Origin of the sequence: Lentisphaera araneosa HTCC2155 (genome assembly GCF_000170755.1) — a bacterium.
GTDB lineage: Bacteria > Verrucomicrobiota > Lentisphaeria > Lentisphaerales > Lentisphaeraceae > Lentisphaera > Lentisphaera araneosa.
This window is the reverse complement of the sequence record NZ_ABCK01000007.1, coordinates 235,600-260,277: the sequence shown is the minus strand read 5'-3', so window position 1 is coordinate 260,277 and position 24,678 is coordinate 235,600. Positions and strand designations below refer to the sequence as shown.

At 43.6% G+C, this 24,678-nt stretch carries 18 protein-coding genes and 1 pseudogene; 5 read left to right on the top strand and 14 right to left on the bottom strand.

The genetic code is table 11. The features are described from left to right. Positions 1 to 89: 89 nt before the first annotated feature. The 6 genes from LNTAR_RS09405 to LNTAR_RS09380 form a co-directional block, all read right to left on the bottom strand. Entirely contained in the window at positions 90 to 1,430 is a 1,341-nt protein-coding gene (locus LNTAR_RS09405) for a sulfatase-like hydrolase/transferase (RefSeq protein WP_007278454.1), read from the bottom strand. Continuing rightward, the gene (locus LNTAR_RS25490) at positions 1,427 to 2,923 is read right to left on the bottom strand and encodes a sulfatase-like hydrolase/transferase (RefSeq protein ID WP_157473438.1); all 1,497 of its coding nucleotides are present in this window, start codon (positions 2,921 to 2,923) and stop codon (positions 1,427 to 1,429) included. The genes LNTAR_RS09405 and LNTAR_RS25490 overlap by 4 nt, the downstream gene beginning before the upstream one ends. 16 nt (positions 2,924 to 2,939) lie before the next feature. Continuing rightward, complete coding sequence (locus LNTAR_RS09395; RefSeq protein ID WP_007278452.1) at positions 2,940 to 3,626, bottom strand: DUF1559 family PulG-like putative transporter; 687 nt, start codon at positions 3,624 to 3,626, stop codon at positions 2,940 to 2,942. Between the two features lie 63 nt (positions 3,627 to 3,689). Continuing rightward, complete coding sequence (locus LNTAR_RS09390; RefSeq protein WP_007278451.1) at positions 3,690 to 5,600, bottom strand: serine/threonine-protein kinase; 1,911 nt, start codon at positions 5,598 to 5,600, stop codon at positions 3,690 to 3,692. A 76-nt stretch (positions 5,601 to 5,676) separates the two neighbouring features. Then, a complete protein-coding gene (locus LNTAR_RS09385) occupies positions 5,677 to 7,245 on the bottom strand; it encodes a sulfatase family protein (RefSeq protein ID WP_007278450.1) in 1,569 nt (522 codons plus the stop codon). 347 nt (positions 7,246 to 7,592) lie between these two features. After that, positions 7,593 to 8,990, bottom strand: coding sequence for a sulfatase family protein (locus LNTAR_RS09380; RefSeq protein ID WP_007278449.1), 1,398 nt, complete (start codon positions 8,988 to 8,990; stop codon positions 7,593 to 7,595). Positions 8,991 to 9,307: 317 nt separating this feature from the next. Between LNTAR_RS09380 and LNTAR_RS09375 the strand changes: the two genes are divergently transcribed. After that, positions 9,308 to 10,108, top strand: coding sequence for an endonuclease/exonuclease/phosphatase family protein (locus LNTAR_RS09375; RefSeq protein WP_007278448.1), 801 nt, complete (start codon positions 9,308 to 9,310; stop codon positions 10,106 to 10,108). Between the two features lie 164 nt (positions 10,109 to 10,272). Here the strand turns inward: LNTAR_RS09375 and LNTAR_RS09370 are convergent, their stop codons facing one another. Continuing rightward, a complete protein-coding gene (locus LNTAR_RS09370; RefSeq protein ID WP_007278447.1) occupies positions 10,273 to 12,543 on the bottom strand; it encodes a glycosyl hydrolase family 95 catalytic domain-containing protein in 2,271 nt (756 codons plus the stop codon). An 85-nt stretch (positions 12,544 to 12,628) separates the two neighbouring features. Then, positions 12,629 to 13,279 carry a prepilin-type N-terminal cleavage/methylation domain-containing protein gene (locus LNTAR_RS25485; protein WP_007278446.1) on the bottom strand — a complete coding sequence of 217 codons (651 nt, stop codon included), beginning with the start codon at positions 13,277 to 13,279 and terminating at the stop codon, positions 12,629 to 12,631. Positions 13,280 to 14,094: 815 nt separating this feature from the next. On the opposite strand from LNTAR_RS25485, the gene LNTAR_RS09360 reads away from it, so the two are divergent. The 4 genes and pseudogenes from LNTAR_RS09360 to LNTAR_RS09345 all read left to right on the top strand — a co-directional run bounded on the left by LNTAR_RS09360 (position 14,095) and on the right by LNTAR_RS09345 (position 17,325). Then, entirely contained in the window at positions 14,095 to 14,685 is a 591-nt protein-coding gene (locus LNTAR_RS09360; protein ID WP_007278445.1) for an RNA polymerase sigma factor, read from the top strand. Continuing rightward, positions 14,685 to 15,065: a protein kinase family protein gene (locus LNTAR_RS09355; RefSeq protein WP_007278444.1), complete on the top strand. Its 381-nt coding sequence runs from the start codon at positions 14,685 to 14,687 to the stop codon at positions 15,063 to 15,065. The genes LNTAR_RS09360 and LNTAR_RS09355 overlap by 1 nt, the downstream gene beginning before the upstream one ends. An 18-nt stretch (positions 15,066 to 15,083) precedes the next feature. Further along, a pseudogene (locus tag LNTAR_RS09350) lies at positions 15,084 to 16,847 on the top strand (serine/threonine-protein kinase); the annotation flags it as partial. Further along, positions 16,837 to 17,325: an RNA methyltransferase gene (locus LNTAR_RS09345; protein ID WP_007278442.1), complete on the top strand. Its 489-nt coding sequence runs from the start codon at positions 16,837 to 16,839 to the stop codon at positions 17,323 to 17,325. The pseudogene LNTAR_RS09350 and the gene LNTAR_RS09345, both read left to right, overlap by 11 nt. Positions 17,326 to 17,434: 109 nt before the next feature. Here LNTAR_RS09345 and LNTAR_RS09340 read toward each other — a convergent pair whose 3' ends face one another. The 6 genes from LNTAR_RS09340 to LNTAR_RS09315 all read right to left on the bottom strand — a co-directional run bounded on the left by LNTAR_RS09340 (position 17,435) and on the right by LNTAR_RS09315 (position 24,663). Continuing rightward, positions 17,435 to 18,175, bottom strand: coding sequence for an alpha/beta hydrolase (locus LNTAR_RS09340; protein WP_007278441.1), 741 nt, complete (start codon positions 18,173 to 18,175; stop codon positions 17,435 to 17,437). Positions 18,176 to 18,348: 173 nt separating this feature from the next. Continuing rightward, positions 18,349 to 19,119, bottom strand: coding sequence for a prepilin-type N-terminal cleavage/methylation domain-containing protein (locus tag LNTAR_RS27160; RefSeq protein WP_007278440.1), 771 nt, complete (start codon positions 19,117 to 19,119; stop codon positions 18,349 to 18,351). 70 nt (positions 19,120 to 19,189) lie between these two features. Next, positions 19,190 to 20,959 (bottom strand): alpha-L-fucosidase, encoded by a 1,770-nt coding sequence (locus LNTAR_RS09330; RefSeq protein WP_007278439.1) that lies wholly within the window; start codon positions 20,957 to 20,959, stop codon positions 19,190 to 19,192. Between the two features lie 77 nt (positions 20,960 to 21,036). Next, positions 21,037 to 22,572 (bottom strand): sulfatase family protein, encoded by a 1,536-nt coding sequence (locus LNTAR_RS09325; RefSeq protein WP_007278438.1) that lies wholly within the window; start codon positions 22,570 to 22,572, stop codon positions 21,037 to 21,039. Between the two features lie 73 nt (positions 22,573 to 22,645). Next, positions 22,646 to 24,160 carry a sulfatase-like hydrolase/transferase gene (locus LNTAR_RS09320; protein WP_007278437.1) on the bottom strand — a complete coding sequence of 505 codons (1,515 nt, stop codon included), beginning with the start codon at positions 24,158 to 24,160 and terminating at the stop codon, positions 22,646 to 22,648. Further along, positions 24,157 to 24,663: a hypothetical protein gene (locus tag LNTAR_RS09315; RefSeq protein WP_007278436.1), complete on the bottom strand. Its 507-nt coding sequence runs from the start codon at positions 24,661 to 24,663 to the stop codon at positions 24,157 to 24,159. The genes LNTAR_RS09320 and LNTAR_RS09315 overlap by 4 nt, the downstream gene beginning before the upstream one ends. Positions 24,664 to 24,678: the final 15 nt, after the last annotated feature.

The following is a 24,678-nucleotide window of genomic DNA, read 5'->3' as shown; positions in this document are numbered from 1 at the left end:
TCCGCATGGAATGCGGGGCTCCCAGCTTTTATCTGCAGGGCGAAGCCCGATCGACTCAGATGACAACTCTGCAACAAATGAACGGCTTGCTACTTCGCATGTGTCTCATGCCAATTAAAATAGAGTTGTTTAAGCTGCTGAAGTTTTTCGGGCATGGAATCCGCGAGATCTTTTTTTTCGTAGGGATCTTGCTTAAGGTTAAAGAGCTTTAGGTGGACCTTTTTCAAAAAGTCTTTACTCGTCCCTTCTTGGTCATTGTAGGTCAGTTTCCAATCACCGTGACGAACGGCATAATCATCTAATCCACTATGGCGATGCCAAAATAAGGTTTCGTGGGGCCGACCTTTTTGTTCATCTTCAAGATAAGGAAGCAGATCCTTGCCACTAAACTGCTTTGTGCTGTACTCCAAACTTGCAGCACTTAAAAAAGTAGGTGCTAAGTCATAAGCAATCACTGGAGCTTCAAACTTATTCCCCGATTTAATTTTCTTCGGCCAGCTCATACAAAAAGGTACGCGAATTCCGCCCTCATAAGTATCGCCTTTATAACCTCGAAAGCCCTGACTCATTGACATGCGGTATTGACCTTCATTTGGCTTTTTGTTACCAATTTTAGGACTGCCATTATCGGTAGTGAAGACAAAAATCGTATTCTCATCTAAGTTGAGTTCCTTGAGTTTAGCGCGTATTCTTCCCACGCCATCATCCATGGCTAAAACCATCGCTAAAAAGAGTCGACGATACGCTGGAACTGACTCTGGGATTCTCGCTAAATATTCATCGGGCACTTGCCAGGGGGAATGTACTGAGTTATAAGCCACATACATGAAAAAGGGCTGATCTTTATTCTCTTCTATGAACTCCACGGCATGATCAGTGATCTTTTCAGTTAGGTAATCGCCTTCTTTGTAATCCACAATGTCTTGATTGAAGTAAATGGGTGCGTAGCCCTTTTTCTTTTTGTTTAATTTTTTATCTGCTCGGTAATAATCATGAGCTCCAAAATGGAAACCATAGAAAGTATCAAAGCCACGATCATTGGGAAATTGACCCTTCTTACTACCCAAATGCCATTTGCCAAAAGCCCCTGATTTATAACCCGCGGGCTTCAGTAACTCAGCGATATTTTTTTGACTCTTGGGAATGCCCTTGTCGGCATCGCCATTGGTCACCACACCGAAGAGTTGCTGATAACGTCCCGTCAAAATCCCGGCTCGAGAAGGCCCACAAACGGATGCCGCCGCATAACCCTGCTCAAACCAAACGCCCCCTTTTGCAATTGCATCAATGGCGGGTGTCTGAGCATCTTCCACCCCATGATAAGCCACATCACCCCAGCCCATATCATCTGCAAAGACGAGAACTATATTGGGCTTGTCAGCTGCCCTAAGCAGGGCGACAAAGCCCATCAAACTGAATAAAAACTTCATGCTTTTTTCTTCTTTGAGTTTTTCTTTTTCTTCTTTGATGGGGCTGCTTTATCAGAAACTTCCGTCGCCGGTAAATTCATCCCACGCAATTGATAATAAGCATTCATCAATTCGGCACGAGCTTTTAATTGCCCTTCATTCATCTCAGTGATTTTGAGCGCTTTTTTCTCATCCGGATCTTTCTCCAAGTCAAAAAAGTCACCGTTATTATAGATCTTATATTTGCCGTTGTGAATCGCATCACGCGCACCTCGTGGATCACGGCCCGACTTCCAATAATGACAGAAAACAAACTCACGAGAATTCTTGCCTTCACCCTTTAAACGCGAGGCAAAGGAGATGCCATCATTTTCAAACTGACCTTTCACTCCCGCAAGTTCTGCGAAGGTCGCAAAAAAATCGGAAAAATCGATGAGATCATCTAGCTTGTGTTCATTATACTGAGCGCTGTACTTTGGCCATTGCATCACACAAGGCACACCTGTTCCATCTCGCAACATCAAATTTTTACGCCCAGGGATTTCTCCATAACTTGTTCGAGTGATGGGACCTTCTTGAATCCCTTTTGAACTTTTTGGTGATTTCTCTCCAGCTTCCACAATGATTTCATCATAATCTCCCCAACCTTTGAGGGAAACAATGCGTTTCATATTTTCATTGGAACGCGTCACTGGAACGGGGTAACCCGAGCCATTATCTCCTGTAAAAATCAATAGGGTATTATCGCGCTGACCACTCTCTTCCAATGCTTTCACCACATTGCCTACGAGATGATCAATGTACTCGATATTATCTTTAAAAAAGCGTACTTCAGAAACTTTAGCACCGCTCTTATCACCATCTTTCGAATGAGGTGTTGGTGCCCAGGGTGAGTGAGGGAGAATCATTGGGTAGTACAGGAAAAAGGGCTTGTCTTTTTTACGCTTAATAAAATCGCAAGCATATTCATTAACCATGTCCGGCCCATAAAAATGGCAACGGGGTTTATAATACTTGCCATTGGCAATGACATTGGCAGTTTGCCAGTAACGTTCGCGCCCCTGAATTAGAGGCTTGTCTTGGGGATTCTTCGGCTTCACTCCATTTGTTAAACAGTACTCATCCCAACCAAAATTCAATATTTGCTGATGATCGCCACCGAGCTGCCACTTGCCCGTTATGCAGGTCGCATAACCAGCCTTTTGTAAGGCATTGCCAAAAGTCACTTCGCTCGAGGGCAAGAGACCAAATTGGCGATAATTGCGAAAGCCATACTGACCCGTCATGATTTTGACTCGGGATGGCGTACAAATGGGCAAGGAATAACAGTGATCGAAAGTCAGGCCCTCTGAACCAATTTTGTCGAGAACGGGCGTCGAGTAATCCAAGCCCCCATGAGCTCCCACTGTTTCGCGCCCCATGTCGTCGGCCATGATCAAAACGATATTCGGCCGTTCATCAGCCCAGAGCCCCAAGCTCATTGATACTGTCAATATGTAATATAATAATTTCATTTTTTCACCTGTTTCCTTATTCATTAAACCAAAGATAATTCCCTGCTGACCCCTCATCACCAGGGATGACGTAAGTATTGGCAACATGCCCATCTGAGAACTGCAAAACCCAACGTGTATCACCCAAATCCGTATGGGTATAAAACTTATCTAGCTGTGCTCGATTTGCATTGGATATTGACCAAATCCCACCCAATTCACCGTGTAACACTAGCTTTGATGGATTGATAATGTCAGTGATTTTCAAGGAGGGTGAATCCCCGTCAGAACTATCTTGCATCGCCGCTTCTTTATTGCGGTAATAGGAGGAACCCCATTTTGTATATTCATCCATATCTTGATGATCTGAAGGACATTTCGCGACAGGCATCTCACCCGTTTCACTTTGCTTTTGTAAATATTGATTAAGCGGGCGCATCGCTACTGTAATGCTTGCATTTTGCGTCCCTGCTTTACCGAACCAATTGCTACCACGACGAGTATTACCACTCGCCGCAGAGTCTTGAATCTTATCTGCTGGATGAGACTGCTCGTTATCATCGAAGTACATAAACATTGCCGTCGAATGATTCCTTTGATTATTCACACATTGAGTTCGTCTGGCGGCTTCCCTCGTCTTTCCTAGCACGGGTAAAAGCAAAGAAGCCAACACCCCAATAATCGCCACCACCACGAGTAATTCTATTAAAGTAAATTTTTTCATTTCTCATCTCTTTCATTTGATTTACTAAGTCATACGAGAGCTAAATAAAGAGGATGACAGCAACTACTTAATTATTTCCAATTTAATCCTTTTGGGAACTTCGGGAAGATTGGCTTGCATGCCTTTACTTATAGTGATTTTCCGTAGCTCAGAAATTCTAAAAAGCGCTTTCCAGTCACTAAAGTTTGTCCTCGAAAAATCGACTTCTAATAAATGATTCTTATATAATTCATGAGTTTTCAATTCACGATTGCGGCTCAAATTCAAATGCGTCACAGGCAAGTACTGCAGGGCATCAATATTGCGCAGACCTTGATTTCCAGAAAGATCGACGTGGAGTTCTTCTCCTTTCAATTCATAAGCCAACTTGAACTCTTTAGCGCCATTTTTTATGTAGAGTAGCAGGCCTACTAATTTAATCTTTTCCTCTAAATTAAACTGGTCCATATTGGCGCTGATCGCACTCACCACATCGTACCTGGAGCGAGTTCTTTTAGCAAGAACTTCAAAATCATCCAAAGTAAGCACATCTGGCGATTTTGAATCGCGTTGAGCTAAAAACGTTTCTAAATCTCTTACGGCTTGGTGCTGTGGCTCTTTATCCGACTTCTCTAGCGATTTCTTTGCTTCTGCCAAGTCCGCATGAATAAAATCTATACGTGCCTTTGTATCCCAAGCATGATCAAAATTTGGATCGGCCTCCACAGCTAGTAAAATCATTTCTTTGGCCGTTTCAAAATCATTTTTTTTAAGGGCTCCCGATGCCAGTCCAACTAAACGCGGCGCCGCTTCTTTACCAAAAAGCTCTTTTTGCTTCTGCTCTTGCGTATAAAGTTCTAAGGCCTCGACTGCCAACTGCTTTTCTACACTCAAACGCTGAGTAAAGACCAAAGCTAAGATCAATAGAATTAGCGTAAATATACTGGCTAATTTATGGCGCAAGACAAAGAGTTTCAGGTTACCGAAAAAACCAATTTCTTCGGCACTGGTTGCAAATCCCCCCAGCCACTTAAATAAATCATTGCGGAGTTCTTGTACCGTGTGATAACGATCGTCCGCTTTGAGCGCGAGAGCCTTTAAACTAATGGCTTCTAAACTTACGGGCACTGAAGCGAGTACTTGTGAGGGCTTCTTATGTTCTCCATTCACAGTCATGAGCAGGCTTTCACGAATCGTCTCGCCTTTATTGGGCACTTCAAAGCAAAGCATTTCGTAGAGGATCGCCCCTAATGCATAGACATCAGTTCGCTGATCCTTATCACCTTTTTTCTTATCAACCTGCTCAGGCGCCATATACCCTGGCGAGCCCTTCACAACTCCACTTAGTGTCGCTGTATTAAAATTTTCTGGCAAGAGGTCATCCTCTAAGTCGTAATCGGCATCACCAAGAGTCTTAGCAAGCCCCCAGTCACAGATGAGGACTTCACCAAAATCGCCAATACGAATATTATCGGGTTTTAAATCCAAATGAATCACCCCACGGGAATGCGCGTAGGACATGGCATCACAAACTTTCATCATAATATCGATGATCCGGGGCATCAGTGATTTATAATCTTTTTCTTTTGCGAACTCCGCAATCAAGTCGCTGAGGTTTCTGCCCCCCAACTTTTTCATCACAAAAAAAGGCTCGCCCTTTTCATCGTAGCCCATATCATAAAGTGGCACGATATTGGGGTGCTCCAAACGCGCCGTTAAACGGGCTTCCTTAAAAAAGCTTTCCATGATTTCCGGATCATGACTACCCTTAAGCTTAGCCATCGCCACATGACGCCCTGTGAGTTTATCAAGTGAATCACGTATATTCTTCATGCCCCCTTCGCCTAAAGCCTCGCCATTCTCATAGCGTTCTGAAGCTTCGGCTATCTCGTCACACAGGGGATAAACATCGGGAATACTTTCATCCAAATCCTTGATCCCAGAAACTAAATCTGGGATCATCTCATCAAAAACTGACTGCGCATCTTTCGTCATAGAACCTTATCGTTGAGTAAGTACACCTTAGTCAATTGTATACAGTCTAAAAGTCATTTGCCAGTAGGGAGGAAATTTACTTTTTGTTTTTCTTAGTTTTACTTGGCTGTTTCTTCTTTTTGTCAGCTTTGGCTCTTCCACTTCGAGAATAAGCAGCATCGCGTTTTCGTACGTCAGATTCGCCGTCAACCTTTTTTAAATGAGCTTGAATCAGCTCTTCATTCTCACGCTCCTTGAATAAGCTATAGAGAGGATCCCCACTCGCTTTCATCGCCTGAGCCAAGGCTTGGCGTAGCTCCTGCATTTTGACCGCATATTCAGGACTCTCACTCAAATCTTTTAGTGCATGGGGATCGAGATGGTAATTGTACAGCTCTTCAGGCTTACGGTGATTATAAAGATCTAAGCGCGCCTTCCAATGGGCATTTCCTTCTTTAGCCAAACGATCCATCTCTTTATAGGCCAAGGTCCCCTTTGTTGCTGAAGCAAATTTGCGTTCCCCATCCGACCACAAGTTATAAATATAGCCGAAATCTTTGGTAATAATCGAACGTGTGGGCTGACGATTACCGCCCACATTTTCTTCATACATGGTCAACACATAATCGCGATCATCTTGTTTATCACCTTTGAGGATGGATGCAAAAGAGCGTCCGTCGAGACCCGTTTCCTGTTTAATTCCCAACATTTCTAAAACAGAAGGGTAAATATCAACTGAACCAATCATGTGATCATTATCCACTGAACCTACCTTTGTTCGACCGGGCCAGCGCACAGTCAATGGTGTGTGGGAACCATTGTAATAATTTGTCGTTTTCCCAAAGGGCTCGGGAAGGCCGTGATCCGAAAGGAAAATAATAATCGTCTCATCATAGACACCTGAATCTTTCAAAGCTTGGATCACATTGCCAATGGAATCATCCGCGCGTCTCACCGTTGAGTAATACGCCGCCATTTCTAAACGAACTTTCTCAGTTTGGGGCAAAAATCCCGGAATCACAATTTCCTCTGCTTTAAAAATTCGGCTCGGCGGATTGCTTTCATCTTCCTTATTCAAGCCAGGCGTCAACTTCTTCTTGATTAAACCATAATACGGCGTGTGCGGATCGTGGATATCCATCGAATAAAAGAAAGGCTTATCGGCTTCCTTCGCTGCTTCCACACCCTTTTTCGTGTAATCATAAAAAGTTTTTGGCTGACGAATATTGAGTTTCTTCTCTTTCAGTTCATCATCAAAAATGATATCAAACGCTCGTTTGTAGGGCACATAAGGGTAGGAGTGGTGGGCCTTACCGCGAATCATCGTGAAATAACCATTAGCCTGAAGAACTTCCGGTAAAGTTCTAAAAGTCACCTGATCTTTGGGCAACTGATAAAAACCCTCGAGTCCACTATTATAGAGATATTTGCCACTACTGATAATATTGCGTGAGGGGATACAACTCGTCGCATGCACATGAGCATAATTAAAACGCATCGCATCGGCCGCAAAAGCATCAAATTGAGGAGACGTCCCCTCCACTGGGCATCCAAAAGCTCCCAGTGAATCCGCATTCATATCATCTACCGTAAGTAAAACCACGTTCATTTTTTCCTGAGCCGAGACACTCATAAGCACAAACAAAAAACTAACTATCCACTTCATCTTCAATTTCCTTTTCAATATTATATTTCACCACCAAGTTCGTGCTCGGCTTTTAAATTTGTTCGAACCGCTGAGCTCCTACTCGGCATTCAAAGGACTTCTAAATATCAACTATCGAGTCAAATTCCGCATGGAATGCGGGGCTCCCAGCTTTTATCTGCAGTGAGCGTAGCGAACGACCTGACAACTGACCACTTCCTTATAAGTTCCGCATGGAATGCGGGGCTCCCAGCTTTTATCTGCAGTGAGCGTAGCGAACGACCTGACAACTGACCACTTCCTTATAAGTTCCGCATGGAATGCGGGGCTCCCAGCTTTTATCTGTAGTGAGCGTACTCACCACTTCTCTACTCTCTCCACTTGGGGATGCTTGCTTCCCAATCCTTATAGATCTTCACCATTTCCTGGAGTTTTTCAGGGTTCGATTGCGCTAAGTTACTTTCCTCTTTGGGATCATTCGCCAAGTTATAGAGTTCGGGTTCTAAAAAGAGTTCATCCGCACGCTCGGCGTAAGTCACACCGCGCCCCTTCACATGCTTAATACCAAGCTTATTGAGCAAGGCTTTCTGCTTCTTGCGATCCACTTGCCAAACGAGTTTCCAATCACCCACACGCGCCGTTCTCCAAGCTCCGTTGCGCCAAAAATGCGCTTGACGCTGATCTTTTGCGGAGTCCTTAATTACGGGCAAAAGGTTTTGTCCATCGTAGACGCGGTCACTCGGTAAATCGACTTTTGCGAGGGCCGCAAAAGTTGGCAATAAATCTAGAGTTGAAACCACACCATTGTATTTTGAACCCGCCTCAATCCCCTTGGGCCAACGCATGGCAAAAGGCACGCGAATGCCACCCTCGTAGAAAGTCGCCTTATTGCCTTTGAAAGTTTTACTGTAATCCTTTTTACCACCGTTATCATTACTGAAAACGACGAGGGTATTATCAGCTATGCCCGCTTCTTTGAGCGCATCCAGAATAGTTTGTACTGAGGCATCCAAGGCCGCAATCACGCCATCGTGGGCAGTTCCGCCTTTGGGAATATATTTGTTGGGAACGGTATCCGGAGCATGAACATTGTAAGGGGCAAAGTACATAAAAAATGGCCTTTCTTTATTCTCTTTAATCCAATTCGCTGCCTCATCCGAGAAGTGATCTGTGAGGTAACCTTCCAGACGCACGCTCTCACCATTGCGGACCACATCGAGATTAGGATCCTCGCCACTTGGCAAGGGCTTAAGTTCTTGGCCTTTCTTTGCAGATTGCACTTGGCTCTTAAATTGATAAAAACCGCAGGAACCGCGATAGCCAAACCAATGATCAAAACCACGAGCATTGGGTTGAAATTCTTCACTGGAGCCCAAGTGCCATTTACCAATAGCACAGGTTTGATACCCCCCTTTTTTCATTAGTGCGGGAATCATAATCTCGGAAGTTTTTACGCCATAACCAGTCTTTTTGCGATCCGCTGTCCCCCCTGGCAAAGTCTCCAAATCAAAACGTGCCTGATACCTACCCGTCAATAAACCCGCACGACTCGGCGCACACGTGGCATGACTCGCATAGCCATTGGGAAAATGTACCCCTTCATTAAATATTGAATCAATTGCCGGAGTCTTAGCCTTAGTCAACACCGAGCCGGTGACCCCAAGTGCGCCATAATGCATATCATCGGCAAAAATGAGTATAATATTGGTCTTTTCTGCGCTCATCGCAAAACATGACATCAGTAATAATAAAATAAATTGCTTCATAGAGTTCCTTCGCTTGTTTCTCAGTAATACGCAGGCTAAAAACACTCTATGACATCAAAGCTAAAAATAATGCCTACTGAGTCAATTTCCGCATAGAATGCGGGACTCCCAGCTTTTATCTGCAGGCCGAAAGCCGATCTGCAGTGAGCTTGCGAAAGATCTGAAAGCGAGACCAACTGATTACTGTGTTTCCTCCCTCTTCGTTGGAGTTACCAAACTCCTTGCTTTACAAAAAACCGCAAGTTCATAAGTCTCTTGTGTTTAAAAACACTCTGTAGGTCCGTACCTAATATTAAATCATCAACATAGGTGCGCAAATGAAAAAATTATCACTATTTTTATTTATACTAACTACAAGCTTTTTAATCTCACAATCACTTAATGCCCAAGTACGCGTCGCCGCTTACAATGTATTATATGGACTTTCGGGAAGCCCTGAGCAAATAGGCGCAATGTTCAGGCCTTATAATTTGGACATGATAGGCTTTAATGAAGTCCCCAATGGGGACTGGACTGCTCGGGTCGGTAAAGTTTTAGGCATGAAATATGTTTATGTGGGGAAAATCTCATCCGCCAATCATAAAGATAAATATAAATCTATACTGAGCCGCACCCCACTGAAAAACACTGAAGAAGTAGCATTACAAGGAGAACACGCATGGAATCCTGCTTCTGCCGTCTACGCCGACACAGAAATACGTGGCGTCAAAATAAGGCTGTATTCACTTCATGTATGTCAAGCCCGAAATTTAAAAAGCCATATCGATAGGCTTCGTGAAAAATACCTCAGTAAAGAAAAAAAGAAAAACATTATTGTCTTGGGTGATTTTAACGACAAAATTGAGAGCCCGGCACTCACACGCTTGCAGGAAGCTGGCTTCCATGCTTGCTGGAAAGATTTAAACATGAACCTTGAGAAAGCATTTACTTGGAATCCGAATAATCCTAAATCTGGTTTAAAGGAAGGTGTCATCGACCATATTTTCTACAAATCTAAAAGTGCCAAAGCAAGTAAAGCGGAAATTATTGAATTGCAGCCTCCCCTCTCAGATCATAAACCTGTCTGGGCAGAAATTGATTTCAAGTTCCGTAAAAAATCAAATTTCACTACAAAATAATTAACCAATTGCCCTGACGGCAGCGAATGAAATGAGCTAACGATCTGAAAATGCATGGTACTGATGACTTCGATATAAGTTCCGCATGGAATGCGGGGCTCCCAGCTTTTATCTGCAGGGAGTGTAGCGAACGATCTGACCACTGATGACTAATGCTTAAGGTATTAATTCAGGCCAAAGTGATAAGAGCTTTCACCTTTGTTGCCGAGGACTGATTTTCCTAGCTCAGAGCTGTCGCCGTAAGTGAGAGTCTCACCGGCTTTGCTTTTGAGTTTTAAGATGTGCTGACCTTTTTCTTGAAGGCTTTTGATTTCACCTCTTACAGAACTCTGCAAAGAGAATGCTTGACTTAGTCCAGGGTTGACGATGAGAAAACGCTCTGTAGAGGCTTTTATCTGAAAGCTCTTCACAGCTCCGTTTTCGCGAAGTGCGCTAAGGGTGTAGCCCCCTTCGGCTTTGAGGTCTTTGAAACTCACATCTTTCCAAGCCTTGGGGATTCCCGTGAAGAGCTTGATGTGATCTTTGTTGAAGTCATGTGACCAAGCTTGAAAAAGCATTTCGTGAATGGATGCAGCGGCCGAAATCGGCGTCTCAATCACTGGTCCAGACTCGATATACATGGTGTTAGCCGAGCCATAAGTATCGAGCAAGATTTGCATTTGCTTATAGGCTTCATCACCATCGCCAAGCATGGAATACATCGAGGCTGCACCTGTGCGACTATAACCTTTATAACTCCAATTATTCAGAATGGGTAGATTGATCCAGTAATCAACAGATTTTTTAGCTAAAGCAAATTTATTGGGCTCATCTAAACGCATTTGCTTGAGAGGATAGAGCCCCACAAGGTGTGAGTAGTGACGGTGTGCTTTTTCCAGCTTCACTCCATTAGCGATCATAATGCCCGTTTCTTTATCGAGATGGGGCTGAACAAGTTTTTCTACCACTTTCTCGTAACGTTCACCATCGGCATCATTGAGCTGAAATTTGTGATTAATATGTACAGCAGTTCGCAGTGCCCAACGCAAGAATTCTAAGTTATACGTTGTGTCTTCTTCTTTAGGAAAAACTCGATTCATCTCATATTCTGGCGAGATATCTTTGGGCGTATGAATAAAGCCTTGCTCATCTGTGCGACAGTGATGAAGAACAAAATTAATGCCGCGCTTGAGCATGGGATAAAACTTCTCTACAGTTCTTTTATCGTCGGGATAAACTCTGAGGAAATGCCAATAATTATGTAGGGTCCAAAGAAAATTGCCGTATTCCCAACTGAATCCCCCTGGCTCATAAGGACTAATCGCACGGGCATGAGTTGCCGAATCACTCTTGTATTTACCTGCAGGCTGAATAAAGATTTGTGGATTATTATCGATGAATTGAAAGAGTGTGTCGCCAATCGACCCTTGGTTAGCAACGGCCATGGGAAGGTAAGTGAGCTGAACATTGAGGTTCGCCCAGATCTTCGGCCAATTGGTTGCTCGAAACCAGGGCCCCATGAGGTCGATGGGAAGCTTGCCTTGACGCGTTGCGGAGGCGACTTTGTAGAGCTGCCATTTGTAATAAGCTTCGAGTTTCTTATCAGGCAGGGAAATATTGGAACGTTGAGAATAATTCTTCCACCACTTTGCGTGATCCACAAAGTAATCTTCATAAGATTTCTCTAATGATTGTGATAAGGCTTGGGCATTTTTTCCTGCCCAAACTTTCTGAGCTTTAGCCTTTAAATTTTCACGCGTGTAATCCGTGCGCCAAGCTAAAAGGTATTTTTTTTCGGAAAGCTTCTTTAGTTGCCAAGTCAATGAATAAGCTTTGCCCTTTTTGAGTGGAACAAGGCGAGACTGCACTCCATTGGAATCATTGAGGACTTCTGCCCCAGGCTTATATTTCTCAACTGTTTTAGCAATTCCTTGCGCCCATTTGGGATTACTATAATCACTGATTGTGTGAGTCGGTGCACCACTGATATCTTTGATACCATTTCTGAGCTTAGAAGTGGTGATGCCGGGAATGGCAAAATGTTTAATGCTAATTTGCTCATCGCCCGCAAGAGTGAATTTTACTAAATTGAGATTCTGGCCCGATACGGAAATTGCTTTGAATTTCACTGCTCCTAACGATGTTTTAACAGCCCCTTGAGCTTCGGCGGTCTGCATGGCTAAGGTCATTTGAAATGACTCGCGTTGCGACTTGGTTTCTAGAATGAATTTACCGATGGGAAGACGTCCTCCCTCATCATAAATTCGCGTATCGCCAATATCAAAATGGAGGCTTTCTTCGGGGCGGGCCCAAATCATGGTTCCCTGCTCGCCATTGCCGAGAATGGCTCCCTCCACATAGGAACTAGGAACTTTGTCCCACTTCATATCAAAATTTGCGTCACCCCCAAATAGGTTAAAGGTCAATAAAAGCAGGCTCGTTAAAAGGTATTTCATGTTTATTCTCAATTAAATTATTCTCTAGTGAATAATTGCCACCCCCTAAGGAGAGTTGATTAGCTTTGAGATTTTTTTAGCGAAATTATTTTTCTACCAACCAAGAATATGTTATGTTGCCGTTACCGCCCGATAATAATGAAGCTTGCGATTCACTAGACACATGCCCGTCGACCCATTGGATGTTGCTTTTAAAGTCATGTCTCCCGAGACTTACGTTATTAATCGTCCAAGGGTTGTAGGGTGGGAGTAACATATTATCGACGTAGGTATAATCAGTGGTCGAATCTCCGAGCATCAATGTATCTGTGGCCTTAGTCACCTCTGACAATTTCGCTGGACGCGTTGTTCCACCAAAAGGCGCGCCTCCTAATTCAATTGAACTATAGGCAATTCCTTGTCGACTGTTTTGCTGGTCTATATATTCCGGACAAGCAAAAATATTTGTGTACTGATGATCCCACCAAGTTGAGTTATCGGTATTATTGACATACTGAGCTAATTGCCATTTCCATGTATGCCAAGCGCTTTCCATCCCCTGATAATGCACAAAGAGTCCATCGGCATCATCCTGATACATAAACATGGTCGTACCCAGCTGCTTCGTGTTGCTTTTACAAACAGCACTCTGACTCTTTTTTCTTGCACTCCCCAAAGCTGGCAATAAGAGCGATGCCAAAATGCCAATGATGGCCACCACGACTAAAAGTTCTATTAAAGTAAATTTTTTCTTCATTGAGTTCACCCGAAATTTAACTAAGATATACTCACTTAGGACCGGTCAGAAACGAGAGTTGACTCAAAAGCAAAAAAAAATCCGTACTGATGGCTGAAGGTCGATCTGACAACTTTTCCCCCTGCGAACTTCGCGGCTCTGCGTGAGGCTTTATAATTTAAATACATCCACAGATTTCTCAGATTTTCACAGAGTAAAAACTCTGAATCGCCTTTCAGGCACCCCAAGCTAATGATATCCCCCCTCTTCTATTGAAGCCTCAATTGCGAGTTCTTATGATTTTTAGCTCCGAAGGTGCTGGATTTGATTAGCTCCGTGGTGTAGGACGAAGTCCAAACCCGGAGACCGCAATGTAATCAATTTCGGGTCGTCGAAGACGGCCAATTATTCGCCCTCGTCGAGGACGCTGTTATTTACGAAATTTTTTCCTGGGGTTCCTTTCAGGCACCCCAAGCTAATGATATCCCCCCTCTTCTAGGGAGAATAAAGCATGGTAATCTGACAACTTCCCCCCCCTGCGTCCCAGCGACTCTGCGTGAGGCTTCATAATTTAAAATACATCCACAGATTTCTCAGAAAAAATATACTTCCGCATGGAATGCGGGGCTCCCAGCTTTTATCTGCAGGCCGAAGGCCGATCTGCAGTGAGCTTGCGAACGATCTGCAAGCGCAGCGGACTGATGACTTTGATATAAGTTCAGAACCAAATTCCTTTCCCTGTTAAGCCTAAGACTTGACGGAAAAAGGACGAAGTCTCTTTGTTTTTCCTCTGACAAAGTGTTAACCTTAGCTAACTCAAAGACATATTTTGGATTATGGATAAATATAACACTAGACAAACTCTCATCGCAAAAATCCGGGAACAGCACAACGAGCAGTCCTGGGAAGAATTTACTGATTTGTATAAAGCCTACCTTTATAGCATCATGATTCGCATGGGAGTTCAGGAATCGGATCGCGATGATCTCGTCCAAAAATCTCTTATCGAAATTTGGAAGAGCCTGCCGCGCTTTGAATATGTGCCTGGACAAGGCAAATTTCGCAATTGGATCTACACCGTGACTAAGCATCAATGCCTCGGTCATTTTCGCACCAATAAGCGTTATCAAAACAAAATTCAAAAAGCGAGTGAACAAGGGGCTCTTGAAGGAGAAAGTGAATCTAAGTCCGAAGACATCGAAGAAGCCGAATGGAAAAAACATATCTTCACCCTCGCCTGGGAACGCATTGAGCCGGACCTATCTGACTCCTACCGTCAAGTTTTCATGCTCTTTAGTGAAGGCAAAAATGTCGAAGAAATTAGTGGAGAACTCGAACTGCAAAAGAATAGCGTTCACGTCTATCGTCAACGCGTTCTCAAACGCCTCAATCGTGAAATTCGTTTTCTAGATGATGAACTCGGCTAATGCAAGACTTTAACGAAGACTTCATGACTCAAGCTTTTGATCAGGCTTTCAACGACGAATCTGACCAACTCTTAGATAAAATAAGTCACGCCGAAAAGCGCTACCAAGACGGAGAGGAAATCGGCTCGGGTGGCATGAAAAAAATTGTCAGTTCCTTTGACTCATTTACCGATCGCGAACTGGCACGCGCCTATCCTCTAAGCGACGAAACGAAAGTTGATAATTTCATTAGCGAAGTTCGCATTTCAGCCAAGCTTGAGCACCCCAACATCATCCCACTTTACGATATTGGAGTCGAAAAGGGACAGGTCTTTTTCACCATGAAAAAGCTCAGTGGCTGCAACCTCTATGATCTCATCAAAAAATCAGAAAAACAGTAAGAATTTTTATCCTTAAATGATCGCTTAGAGATTTTTCTCAAAGTCTGTGATGCGATTTCTTTTGCCCATTCCAAAAACATCCTGCACTTGGATTTAAAACCTTCTAATATCCAAGTCGATGATTTCGGTCAGGTCCTCGTCTGTGATTGGGGCTTAGCGCGCGATCTCAGTGATAATGATACCCTCTCTGAAGACCTTTCCACACAAGAAATGGTCCCGAAAGACTTGAATCTAAGTTACAATAATAAGATCAAAGGAACTCCAGGTTATATGGCGCCCGAGCAAATCAGCCGACGCTTTGGCTCCCGCAGCCAGAAGACCGACGTTTTTTGTTTAGGTGGCTTACTCTACTTCCTGCTCACTTATGAGAAACCCTTTAATGGCTCAAACCTAGAAGAATTGCTCAAGCAAACTGAAAATGGCGATTTAATTGCCCCCAATAAAAGAACCAAACAGCACGAGATCCCCCTCGCACTTGACGCAGTTGTTTTAAAGGCCATGAAAAACAAAGCCTCTGAACGCTACCCCACAGTTAAACAATTATCCGATGATGTGCGTTCTTTCTTACAGGGTTTTGCGACGTCCGCAGAAGACGCTGGATTTTTTAAAGAAATTAAGCTCTTAATCATTCGCAATAAACTGCCCTTTATACTCAGCGCCGTCGCCCTCTTTGGCACCTTAATTCTAACGAGCTTTTTTATTCATCAACTGCGAAACGAAAAACACTTGGCTGAATCTGCGCAAGCTCATGCTGAGGCCATGGCTAATAAATCCCATGAGTCAGAGAACAGGGCATTAAAAGCCCAAAGCGAAGCCGAAAATGCCGAGACTAAAGCTCTCTCCCTCGTACAGGCTCTTCAGGCCGAAAAAAAGTTCAGTTCAAGCCTCAAGGTTCAAGCGGCAAAAGAACTCATGGATAAAGCTTTTGTGCCTTTTCGAAAAGCGAAGAATTATCTGAGTGCGACCGAAACCATTCGCCTTGTTCTTCAGCTCAATCCTCGTCATCAAGATGCACTCTATCATGCCGCCTTAATGGAATTAGGCGCATTTCAAATGACGAAAACTCGCGATTATATTAAGCAGTACAAAGGTCCAAAAGACACTCAGTGGATCAAGCAGGCCTATACTGATTTTTTAACACCGCATGGTCATAGCAAAAAATATACTTGGGAAGAACAACTCCAATTCACCAATAGCCTACTTTCAGGTTCTTTTAATGCTGATAAGCATTATATCGCTTGGCACATTAACTCCAGTACCCGTCATAAGTTCAGTATGGACGACTGTATTCAATATGCTAAATCCTCTATGAAGCGCCGCAATAAAAGTAAGCAATTCAACTTTAATCTGCAGCAACTGGATGATGGTTCCTACCAGCTTTCCTTAAACGGTACTCGCTGCTCACCTTACGAAGAAATTCGCCATTGGAAAATCTCTGAACTCGATATGAGCTACACAAATTTTCGTGACCTCACTATTCTTTGGACCTACCCACTCAAAAAACTCAATATTGCCCACACTCCGGTGAATAGTTTGAATAAAGCCTGGGATATTCCTGTAGAGGAATTAAATATCAAAGGAACAAAAATTAGTGATTACGAAGCCATCTATCAGTACCCACTGAAAAAACTCACCATCAACGAATTTTGTTCCGGCATCCATCGTTTCAATCATATGAAAACTTTAAGGGAACTTACTCTCCCCAGCGGGGTCTACCTTCAAAAGGAACTCGACAAGCTCAACAAGAAAATCAAAATCACTTACTACGATCATGGCAGTTAAATCACACAAATATAAAAACCAAGGCTTCTTTGGCATCGGCATCATGAATAATGTCAACGGCCTCAACATTGGTACACTCTGGCGCAGTGCCTACATCATGGGAGCCAGCTATATTTTCACTATCGACAAGAAGTACAAAAAACAAATGAGTGATGTCACTCATACTTGGAAAAAGATCCCCCTCTACCACTACAAAAACTTTGATGATTTTTACGATAATCAACCCACGGCCACGCGGATAATTGCTGTCGAACTCACTGAAGATGCTATAGACATTGCCGACTACGAACACCCCGACCAAGCTTGCTACTTACTCGGCAACGAACAAGCAGGGCTCGCTCCAAAGGTTCTAAAGCGTTGTCATGGCATTGTGAAACTTCCAGGTTATTTCAGTCTCAACGTCGCCGTCGCCGGTTCAATCCTGATGTATGATCGCGTCGCAAAACTAGGCGGTAATTTACCGCAACAGGAAAGTTAAGCTCCATCATAGTTCGCCCTCGTCGAGGACGCTTTTTGTTTACGAAACCTTTTTCTGGGGTTCCTTTCAGTCACCCCAGGCTAATCACATTTTCCCTCGTCGAGGAAAATTATAGAAGTATGGTAATCTGCCAACGGATTGCTGATAACTTTTCCCTTTCCTGTGGGCCGAAGGCCGATCTGCAGTAAGCTTGCGAACGATCTGCAAGCGTAGCGAACTGATGACTTCTTTTCCTTGCGATCTTCGCGGCTCTGCGTGAGTTCCCCTCTTTTTTGGAATTCTTAAGAATGAACTCGACCGCTTCGTCGACTTTTTCAATTTTAAAGTGGTGACCTTTAGACTTCGACTCACCTGTATGCACATGAACTTGAGCTTCACCGCCAGCTTCACGGTATTTATTTACAAGAACATCCGTATTTTCTGCATTAGGCACAATCATGTCATCCTTGTGAGTCACAAAAAAGAGTGGCACACCGGCTTTTGCGAGTAGCGCAATATCATCAATAGGATTCCCCTTCCAAGCCATCAGTCCTGCCTCATCCATTTCATAAACCTTTTGCGACTGGGTCCACTGAGCCTTTGCGCCAACACCTTTGCCTTTGCCTCCTGGCCAAGATTTAATGTCGCACACGGGAGCTTCGGCGTAGATCGCATTGACTTTCTCAGGATTTTGCTTCGCCCGCCAAACCCAGGGTTTACCCTCCATCGCTTTCTTGGGCACTACCACATGAGCTTTTCTATTCTCAAATTTAAAGTCGTGTCGTTCAAAGCCCTTCCACTGACTCGTTTTAATTTCCTCTGCTGAAACAGAAAGGCAGAAAGTGAATAAAAGTATTGATAAAAGGCGCATAGTGGTGATCCCATTAATTGATGAAGTCTACTTAATTTATGACCGCTTAAGTATCGCAATTAACAGCTAGGCACAAAAATGATTGCGTTTTTAGAGTTTACCTGCCCACCGAGGTTGGGCAAAGGTATCTTGCCATTTTTAGAAATGTATAAACTCCGTTAAAAATCTAAGCCTTACTCAATAACTGGATCACCATATTTATCACTCCAAGAACTCTTAGTTCCTGTGTTACCCCCGGTTTGCACTCCATTACTTGGCTCGGAATATCCGAGAATGTTCCATTGGGCACTCATATCATAAAAAGGCAAGGCATTCATTCCTTCCACATGGCCATCCAAGAATGCGATATTGAGCTTGGCGTTGTGCCGTGCATATATCTGACCCGCTCGTGCAATGACTTCCACGTGAGTTGTATAATCAATATCTGTTATCGTTCCCAATTCTGACGCTGATGGGATAAAAGAACTCAACTTTACGCCATCATAAGCCCCAGAAAAACCATAGGAATACTGATATCGATGCTTATCATCCGCATCCACATGATCATGACTCGGGCACATTTGTACTTCATCAGATGGGAGGTAATCCCAAATACTGACTTTATATGAACCCCAAGATTTACTTCCCGGAGCATGTCGAGCAGCGTCTAAATCGTGAGTATCATAAAAGATACTAGAACTGTAACGATCCCAAGTCCGTGGTGTTCCACCTTCCGCAGGATCTTCATTCTTAGTATTATAAGCTCGGCGAGGCCAAAACTCATGGTCATTATCTCCCAAGAACATCATAGAAGCCGTCATGTGCTGCTTGATATTATTAGCGCACTGTGCCGTCCGTGCTGTTTCCCTTGCTTTACTTAAAGCTGGCATCAGTAAAGATACCAAAATACCAATAATAGCTACAACAACGAGGATCTCGATCAGAGTAAAATTTTTCTTTTTCATTTTGACTACGCCTTACTTTCTTAATATTTAGAAAACAGGACAGAAAATCAAAGGTGACATAAAAAGTTATTTATTCAAAAATATCAAAACTCATGACTGCGGTTGGGCGTTCGTGATTGACAAAACGTACGCGTACTTTTTGTGCTGTTACCGGTTTAAAATCCACAGTGAAGTAACCGAGGTAATCACCCTTGGTGATTTCTTTCCAGCTGCCATCTGGCGCCTGATACTCTAGGAAGAAGCCACGGCACATATCAGTCCAGGCCATGCGTTCTTCGATAGCCACTTTTGAGAAAATCTTAATTGAACCTAAGTCAATTTCCAGAAAGGGCTTCTTATCGGAATGTAGTCCAGTCCAGGCTTTGCGGTGATGAGCTCCAGAAACAAATTCCTTGCCACCTTTAATGAGAACTGAAGCTGGTCCACGATCACTCTCACTGGAAGGTGTAATTGTAACCCCTGCTTGGCGATTTAGTGCTTTACCTGTTTGCTCCGCTTCAATAACTTCAAGAGTTAGAGGACTCCCTTCCGTAGTGAGTTTAATCAGGGTATTGGCCGGATCATGACTGGAAGCATCTAAATTCAGAATGAGCTTGCCATCTTTTTGCGAAAAGCGCAAATCGCCACCAGTGAGGGCTTCGGCCTTCAATACTTTGAGGCCGGGGTCGGCAATTTCTAAAACACCATCTGGCCAGTGCTGAAGCACGTGAAGATAAATGGCTTTTTCGGTCCGAGTGGACATGCCCCAGTGCGCCGGCTTATAAGGACCACCACGTGTCGCGTAGATACTCTCGCCATACTTTTTGAGCCATTGACCCATGCGGCGGTAGTTGTCCTGTTCAACCTGACGAATTGTTCCTTCGGGCGTTGGCCCCACATTGAGAAGTAGGTTACCGTCACCACCCGCACAGCGAATAAGCGAACGCATGCAGACTTCGAAAGGCAACACCTGCTTGGTATTGTGAACGTGAGACCATTTCTGCCCCATTGTCAGGCAAGTTTCCCAGGGACGGTCAATCTGAAAACCACCGATTTCTTGCTCGGGGGTGTCGTAATCACCAAAGCGCCATTTGCGCGTTGCAAAGCGGGGATTCATAAGAATATCGGGTCTTTTCGCTTTAATCATTTTAACTAATTCAGTGCCATTCCAATTGTCGATATGCTTGCCCAAGCCATCCCACCAAATGCCTGCCAAAGCAGGATAATCCAAAAGCTCCGCAATTTGGGCATGCAAAAACTTGTTGTAGTCAGTTAAATCTTTCTTTTTATAATCCGCATGGTTCCAGTCGGGCTGCGAGTAATAGAAAAAGAGTTTAATCCCATACTTCTCACAGGCCTCTGCCAGCTCTTTACATATATCGCGCTTAAAGGGAGTATTCATGATATTGTAATCTGTATGCTTGGTTTCAAACATACAAAAACCATCGTGGTGCTTTGAGGTGAAGACAAAGTATTTCGCACCAGACTCTTTGACCATTTTGATCCAAGCATCGGCATCAAATTTCACCGGATTAAACTCTTTATAGAGATTATCATAACGCTCAGCGGGAACACCTTTCTTATTCTCTTTTGAACTATGATGAGGCCTTAGACCACCGCGCCCCCAACTAATCGACGTCCCTTCAATAGAGGAAGGATTCCAGTGCATGAAAACGCCAAAGCGAGAATCTACCCACCATTGACGCTTGTTTTCATTGCCAACAAAGAGCTCGGCATCTTTACCTTGCTTCTTTAAAAAGGCTTGAGCATCACTCGGACGCTCGGCTTTTGGTGCGGGAATTTGTGAGGCTAAACTTGATACAGCTAATAAACTGAGAGCGATAAATGATTTTGTAAACATAATTTTCCTAGTTAATTTCTTTAATAAATTAACTACCGGAAAAGACCTTTAATTGACAGCTCACACTAAGTTTTTGACTATTTAATCCAGTAAAGCTGCTGCCATTTTTCGGGACCATCATTTTTTAAAACTTTGCCATTCGTCGTACGGCCGTTCTGCACAACTTGAGTGATCGTTTTCATGAGCTCATCAAGCACTGATTTGAACTCGGGATTCGTGTATTGATTAGTTTTTTCTGAGAGGTCATTTTTTAAATTGTACAAAGCTCGCATCTTTGGATTAGGGTTGAGGATCAACTTCCAGTCACCTTTGCGAACCGCAAACTTACCCGAGTAATCCGCATAAATCATATTGGGGCGTTCATAAAGCTCTCCACCTTTGAGCAAATCCAGCATATTATAACTATCAACTCCTTGATTAAGGTCCGTTTTGATTCCTGTCATTTTTGCGCAAGTCGCATAAAGGTCATTGAGGCTAACGGCTGTACTACATTGAGACTTTTGTTTAATGATTTTTGGCCAATGCGCAATAAAAGGCACGCGGTGACCTCCTTCCAACAAGGAAGCTTTGCGACCATTGAGTTCACGACTTGGTTCATGCTTATACTTATCGATGTGCTCTTGGGGGAAGCCCGCTTGGGCATAGCCATTATCCGCCGTAAAAATGATCAGGGTATTTTCGATTTCCCCTGAATCCTTGAGAGCCTTAATAATTTGTCCCACACTCCAGTCCAACTCCTCGACAAAGTCACCATAAATGCCCGTCTGACTTGTGCCCAAAAATGGCTTGCGTGGAAAAATGGGCGTATGCGGTGAGGCATAGGGAACATATAAAAAGAAAGGCTTTTCAGAGCTATACTTATCAATGTAGTCCACCGCTTTTTCGGTGTAAGTGAGCATCACTTGATTTGATTCAAAACCTGGTGCCTTATAACCTGGACGCAACATCTGAGCCTTGCGTTCAAAATCCATTTTCTTCCCACCTGGGAACTTGGGGCGTGGCCCAAACCATTCCTGTCTCTCAGTCGGTTGAACCGTTACGTTTCTATTTTCGAGATAGGTGTAGGGAGGCATTCCCGGCGAAGCCACCATGCCATAAAAATAATCAAAACCGCAGTCGACGGGGCCTCCAGTAAAAGGTTTAGTGTAATCCACTTGGTCTTCAAGTTCACGACTATCGGGCTTTAAATCATAGACGGCTTTGGCCCCCTCTTTGAAAGTCCAGTTAAAACCCAAGTGCCACTTGCCTACCATTGCGGTATTATAACCTGCTCGCTTAAGCAATTTTGGAACTGTATCTAAACTCTCGGAAATGAGCGCCTTGGAATAACCATTAGTAACGCCGTCTTTCAGTTCTGAACGCCAGGGGTAACGACCCGTGAGTAAACCGTAGCGCGTTGGAGTACAAACTGCTGAGGCCGTATGAGCATCAGTGAAAGTCATGCCATTATTAATCAGACTATCGAGTTGAGGAGTTCTGATTTTCGACTGGGTATTTAAGCCCGAAATATCGCCTATGCCCATGTCATCGGCAAGGATATAAACGATATTGGGTTTATCAGCTAAACTGATAAAGGAAAACAGGGTAAAAATTGACAATAATTTTTTATTCATCGGGAGGCTCTCTTTAATTTAACTCTTGGATTATTAACTTCCAGACACTCTATAAAATTGACACGCACTCAAGTTATTCATGACTCAATTGAGTGGATTCTTCTTTATTAAGTTTCCTCATCTCCTGTAAAACACTTTGGTATTCAGGGTTCGTGGCGAGGTTTTTGACTTCACTAGGATCCTTTTCCACATCAAAAAGCTGTTCATAAATTGCGGGGCTCGCAAAATCAATCGCCTTCATATCATAGCGAAAATCATAGCGCTCGCGCGTTTCCTGCAAAAGTTCTGTATGAGCCTCCATTCGAAAAAAGCGAACGTATTTCCAGCGACCTTTGCGTAGACCTTCAGCCATAGGGTTGCCACGCAGGGTAAATAAACTTTCCAACAAGACTTGTTCTCGGCCTGTTGATTGACCCTCTAAAATACCTTTAAAGGATTCACCCTGTATTGACTTAGGTTTTGCGACCCCCGCATAATCCAGCAAGGTGGCCGCTAGATCAATACTAATAAGCAGTGATTCATTGACAATCCCCGCACGCGATTCAGGCAGTAAAGGGTTGTAAACTATAAAAGGGATTTTTGCGGTCGCATCATAGATCAGGCCTTTGCCTCCCATGCCGTAATCCCCTCGGAGCAAGCCATTATCACTACTGTAAATAATAATGGTATTTTTATTGAGACCTTCTTTTTGTAAGCGTTGCCTCAAAAGGCCCACTTGATGATCAACTCCACTAATCAGCTGAGCGTAGCGGATGTTATATTCCTCAAAACTCTCTTGACGATAGGAATAAGCATAAACTTTCTTGCGCCCGTGTTCTGAGTTCATCACATTTAAGGGAATATGTTGAGCGGCTTCAGCATTTTTGATCGCGGCTTTTAGCCACTTTACATCGCGATACATTTTGTCGTAAATCGCATGCCCCTTCAATTTTGGGTTATTATTCGCGGCTTTATCCATAAACCAGCCACCATCTTGCACCATGGAAGTCGAAGTCGAAGCATGGGGAGCCGAGAAACTCACTGAAAGACAAAAAGGTTTATCTTGATCGCGAGAATCAAAAAACTCCGAGATGCATTCGCCCATAATTTCGGTAATTATATCAGATTGATATTTTTTATAGACTTGGGTATTTTCTCGTTGCTTTGGGAAAAATTTCGACCAGCCATCATGAGCCCGCCAGAAATCGAACTTCTCATCAGCTTGACCTTTAAAGGTGTAGGAGTCAACACCAAATTTACCGATAAATCCTGTGTAGTAACCCGCATTGCGGAGCAATTCTGGATAACTATTGCTCCATTGTTGCTCATCCATTTTTTTACTTGTGGCAAAACCCACGCCATGAGTTCTTTGATGCTGACCAAGAAAAAAACACACTCGGCTCGGCTTACAAATCGGCGCTGCCGTATAGGCATGACTAAAGCGCTGACCATCCGCAGCTAAAGAATCTAAATGAGGCGTTTTTATGATAGGGTCACCCGCGCAGCTCATCGCATCGGCACGACGATCATCGGCTAAAAGAAAAATGAAATTAGGTCTTTGTTCTGCATTTAAACTGAATAAGAAAAAGAAACAGAGAAAAAACTTCATCTAAAATCCTGAAAATTCATAAAGAAAGCCCCAGGTATATTTCCTGTATGACCATCAACATAGACAAACTGAAACACCCCCTCTCTTACATGTACGGAATCACCTAAATGACTCTCTTGCCAGCCCAATGAAGTACTCTGCCCACGACCTCGAGTATTCCCCTTATTAAAACGTTCACCAATCATGATAATTCCTGCGCTGTTATCCACTTCAGAAATTTGAACCGAGTAGCCATCAACCGTTGATATCCCTGTTAAATTAGGTCCTTGTTTAATGGCAAAACCGCCATTCATGGCGTAGGATCTTTTCATTCCTGCACTCAAAGTATTGTCCGCCACACTGCGGGTATCTGAGGCACAAACATAAATTTCTTCAGCAAGTCCATTGGCATTATCTGCTGGCAGCGGGTGCATCGCCTTTTCATCATCAGTGAGTCTTGTTGAAATCAAGTCATCCCAACTATTGCCTTCAGTACCCCAGCCGCCATCTCCATTAAAAGGCAAGTAGCTATCGTTATC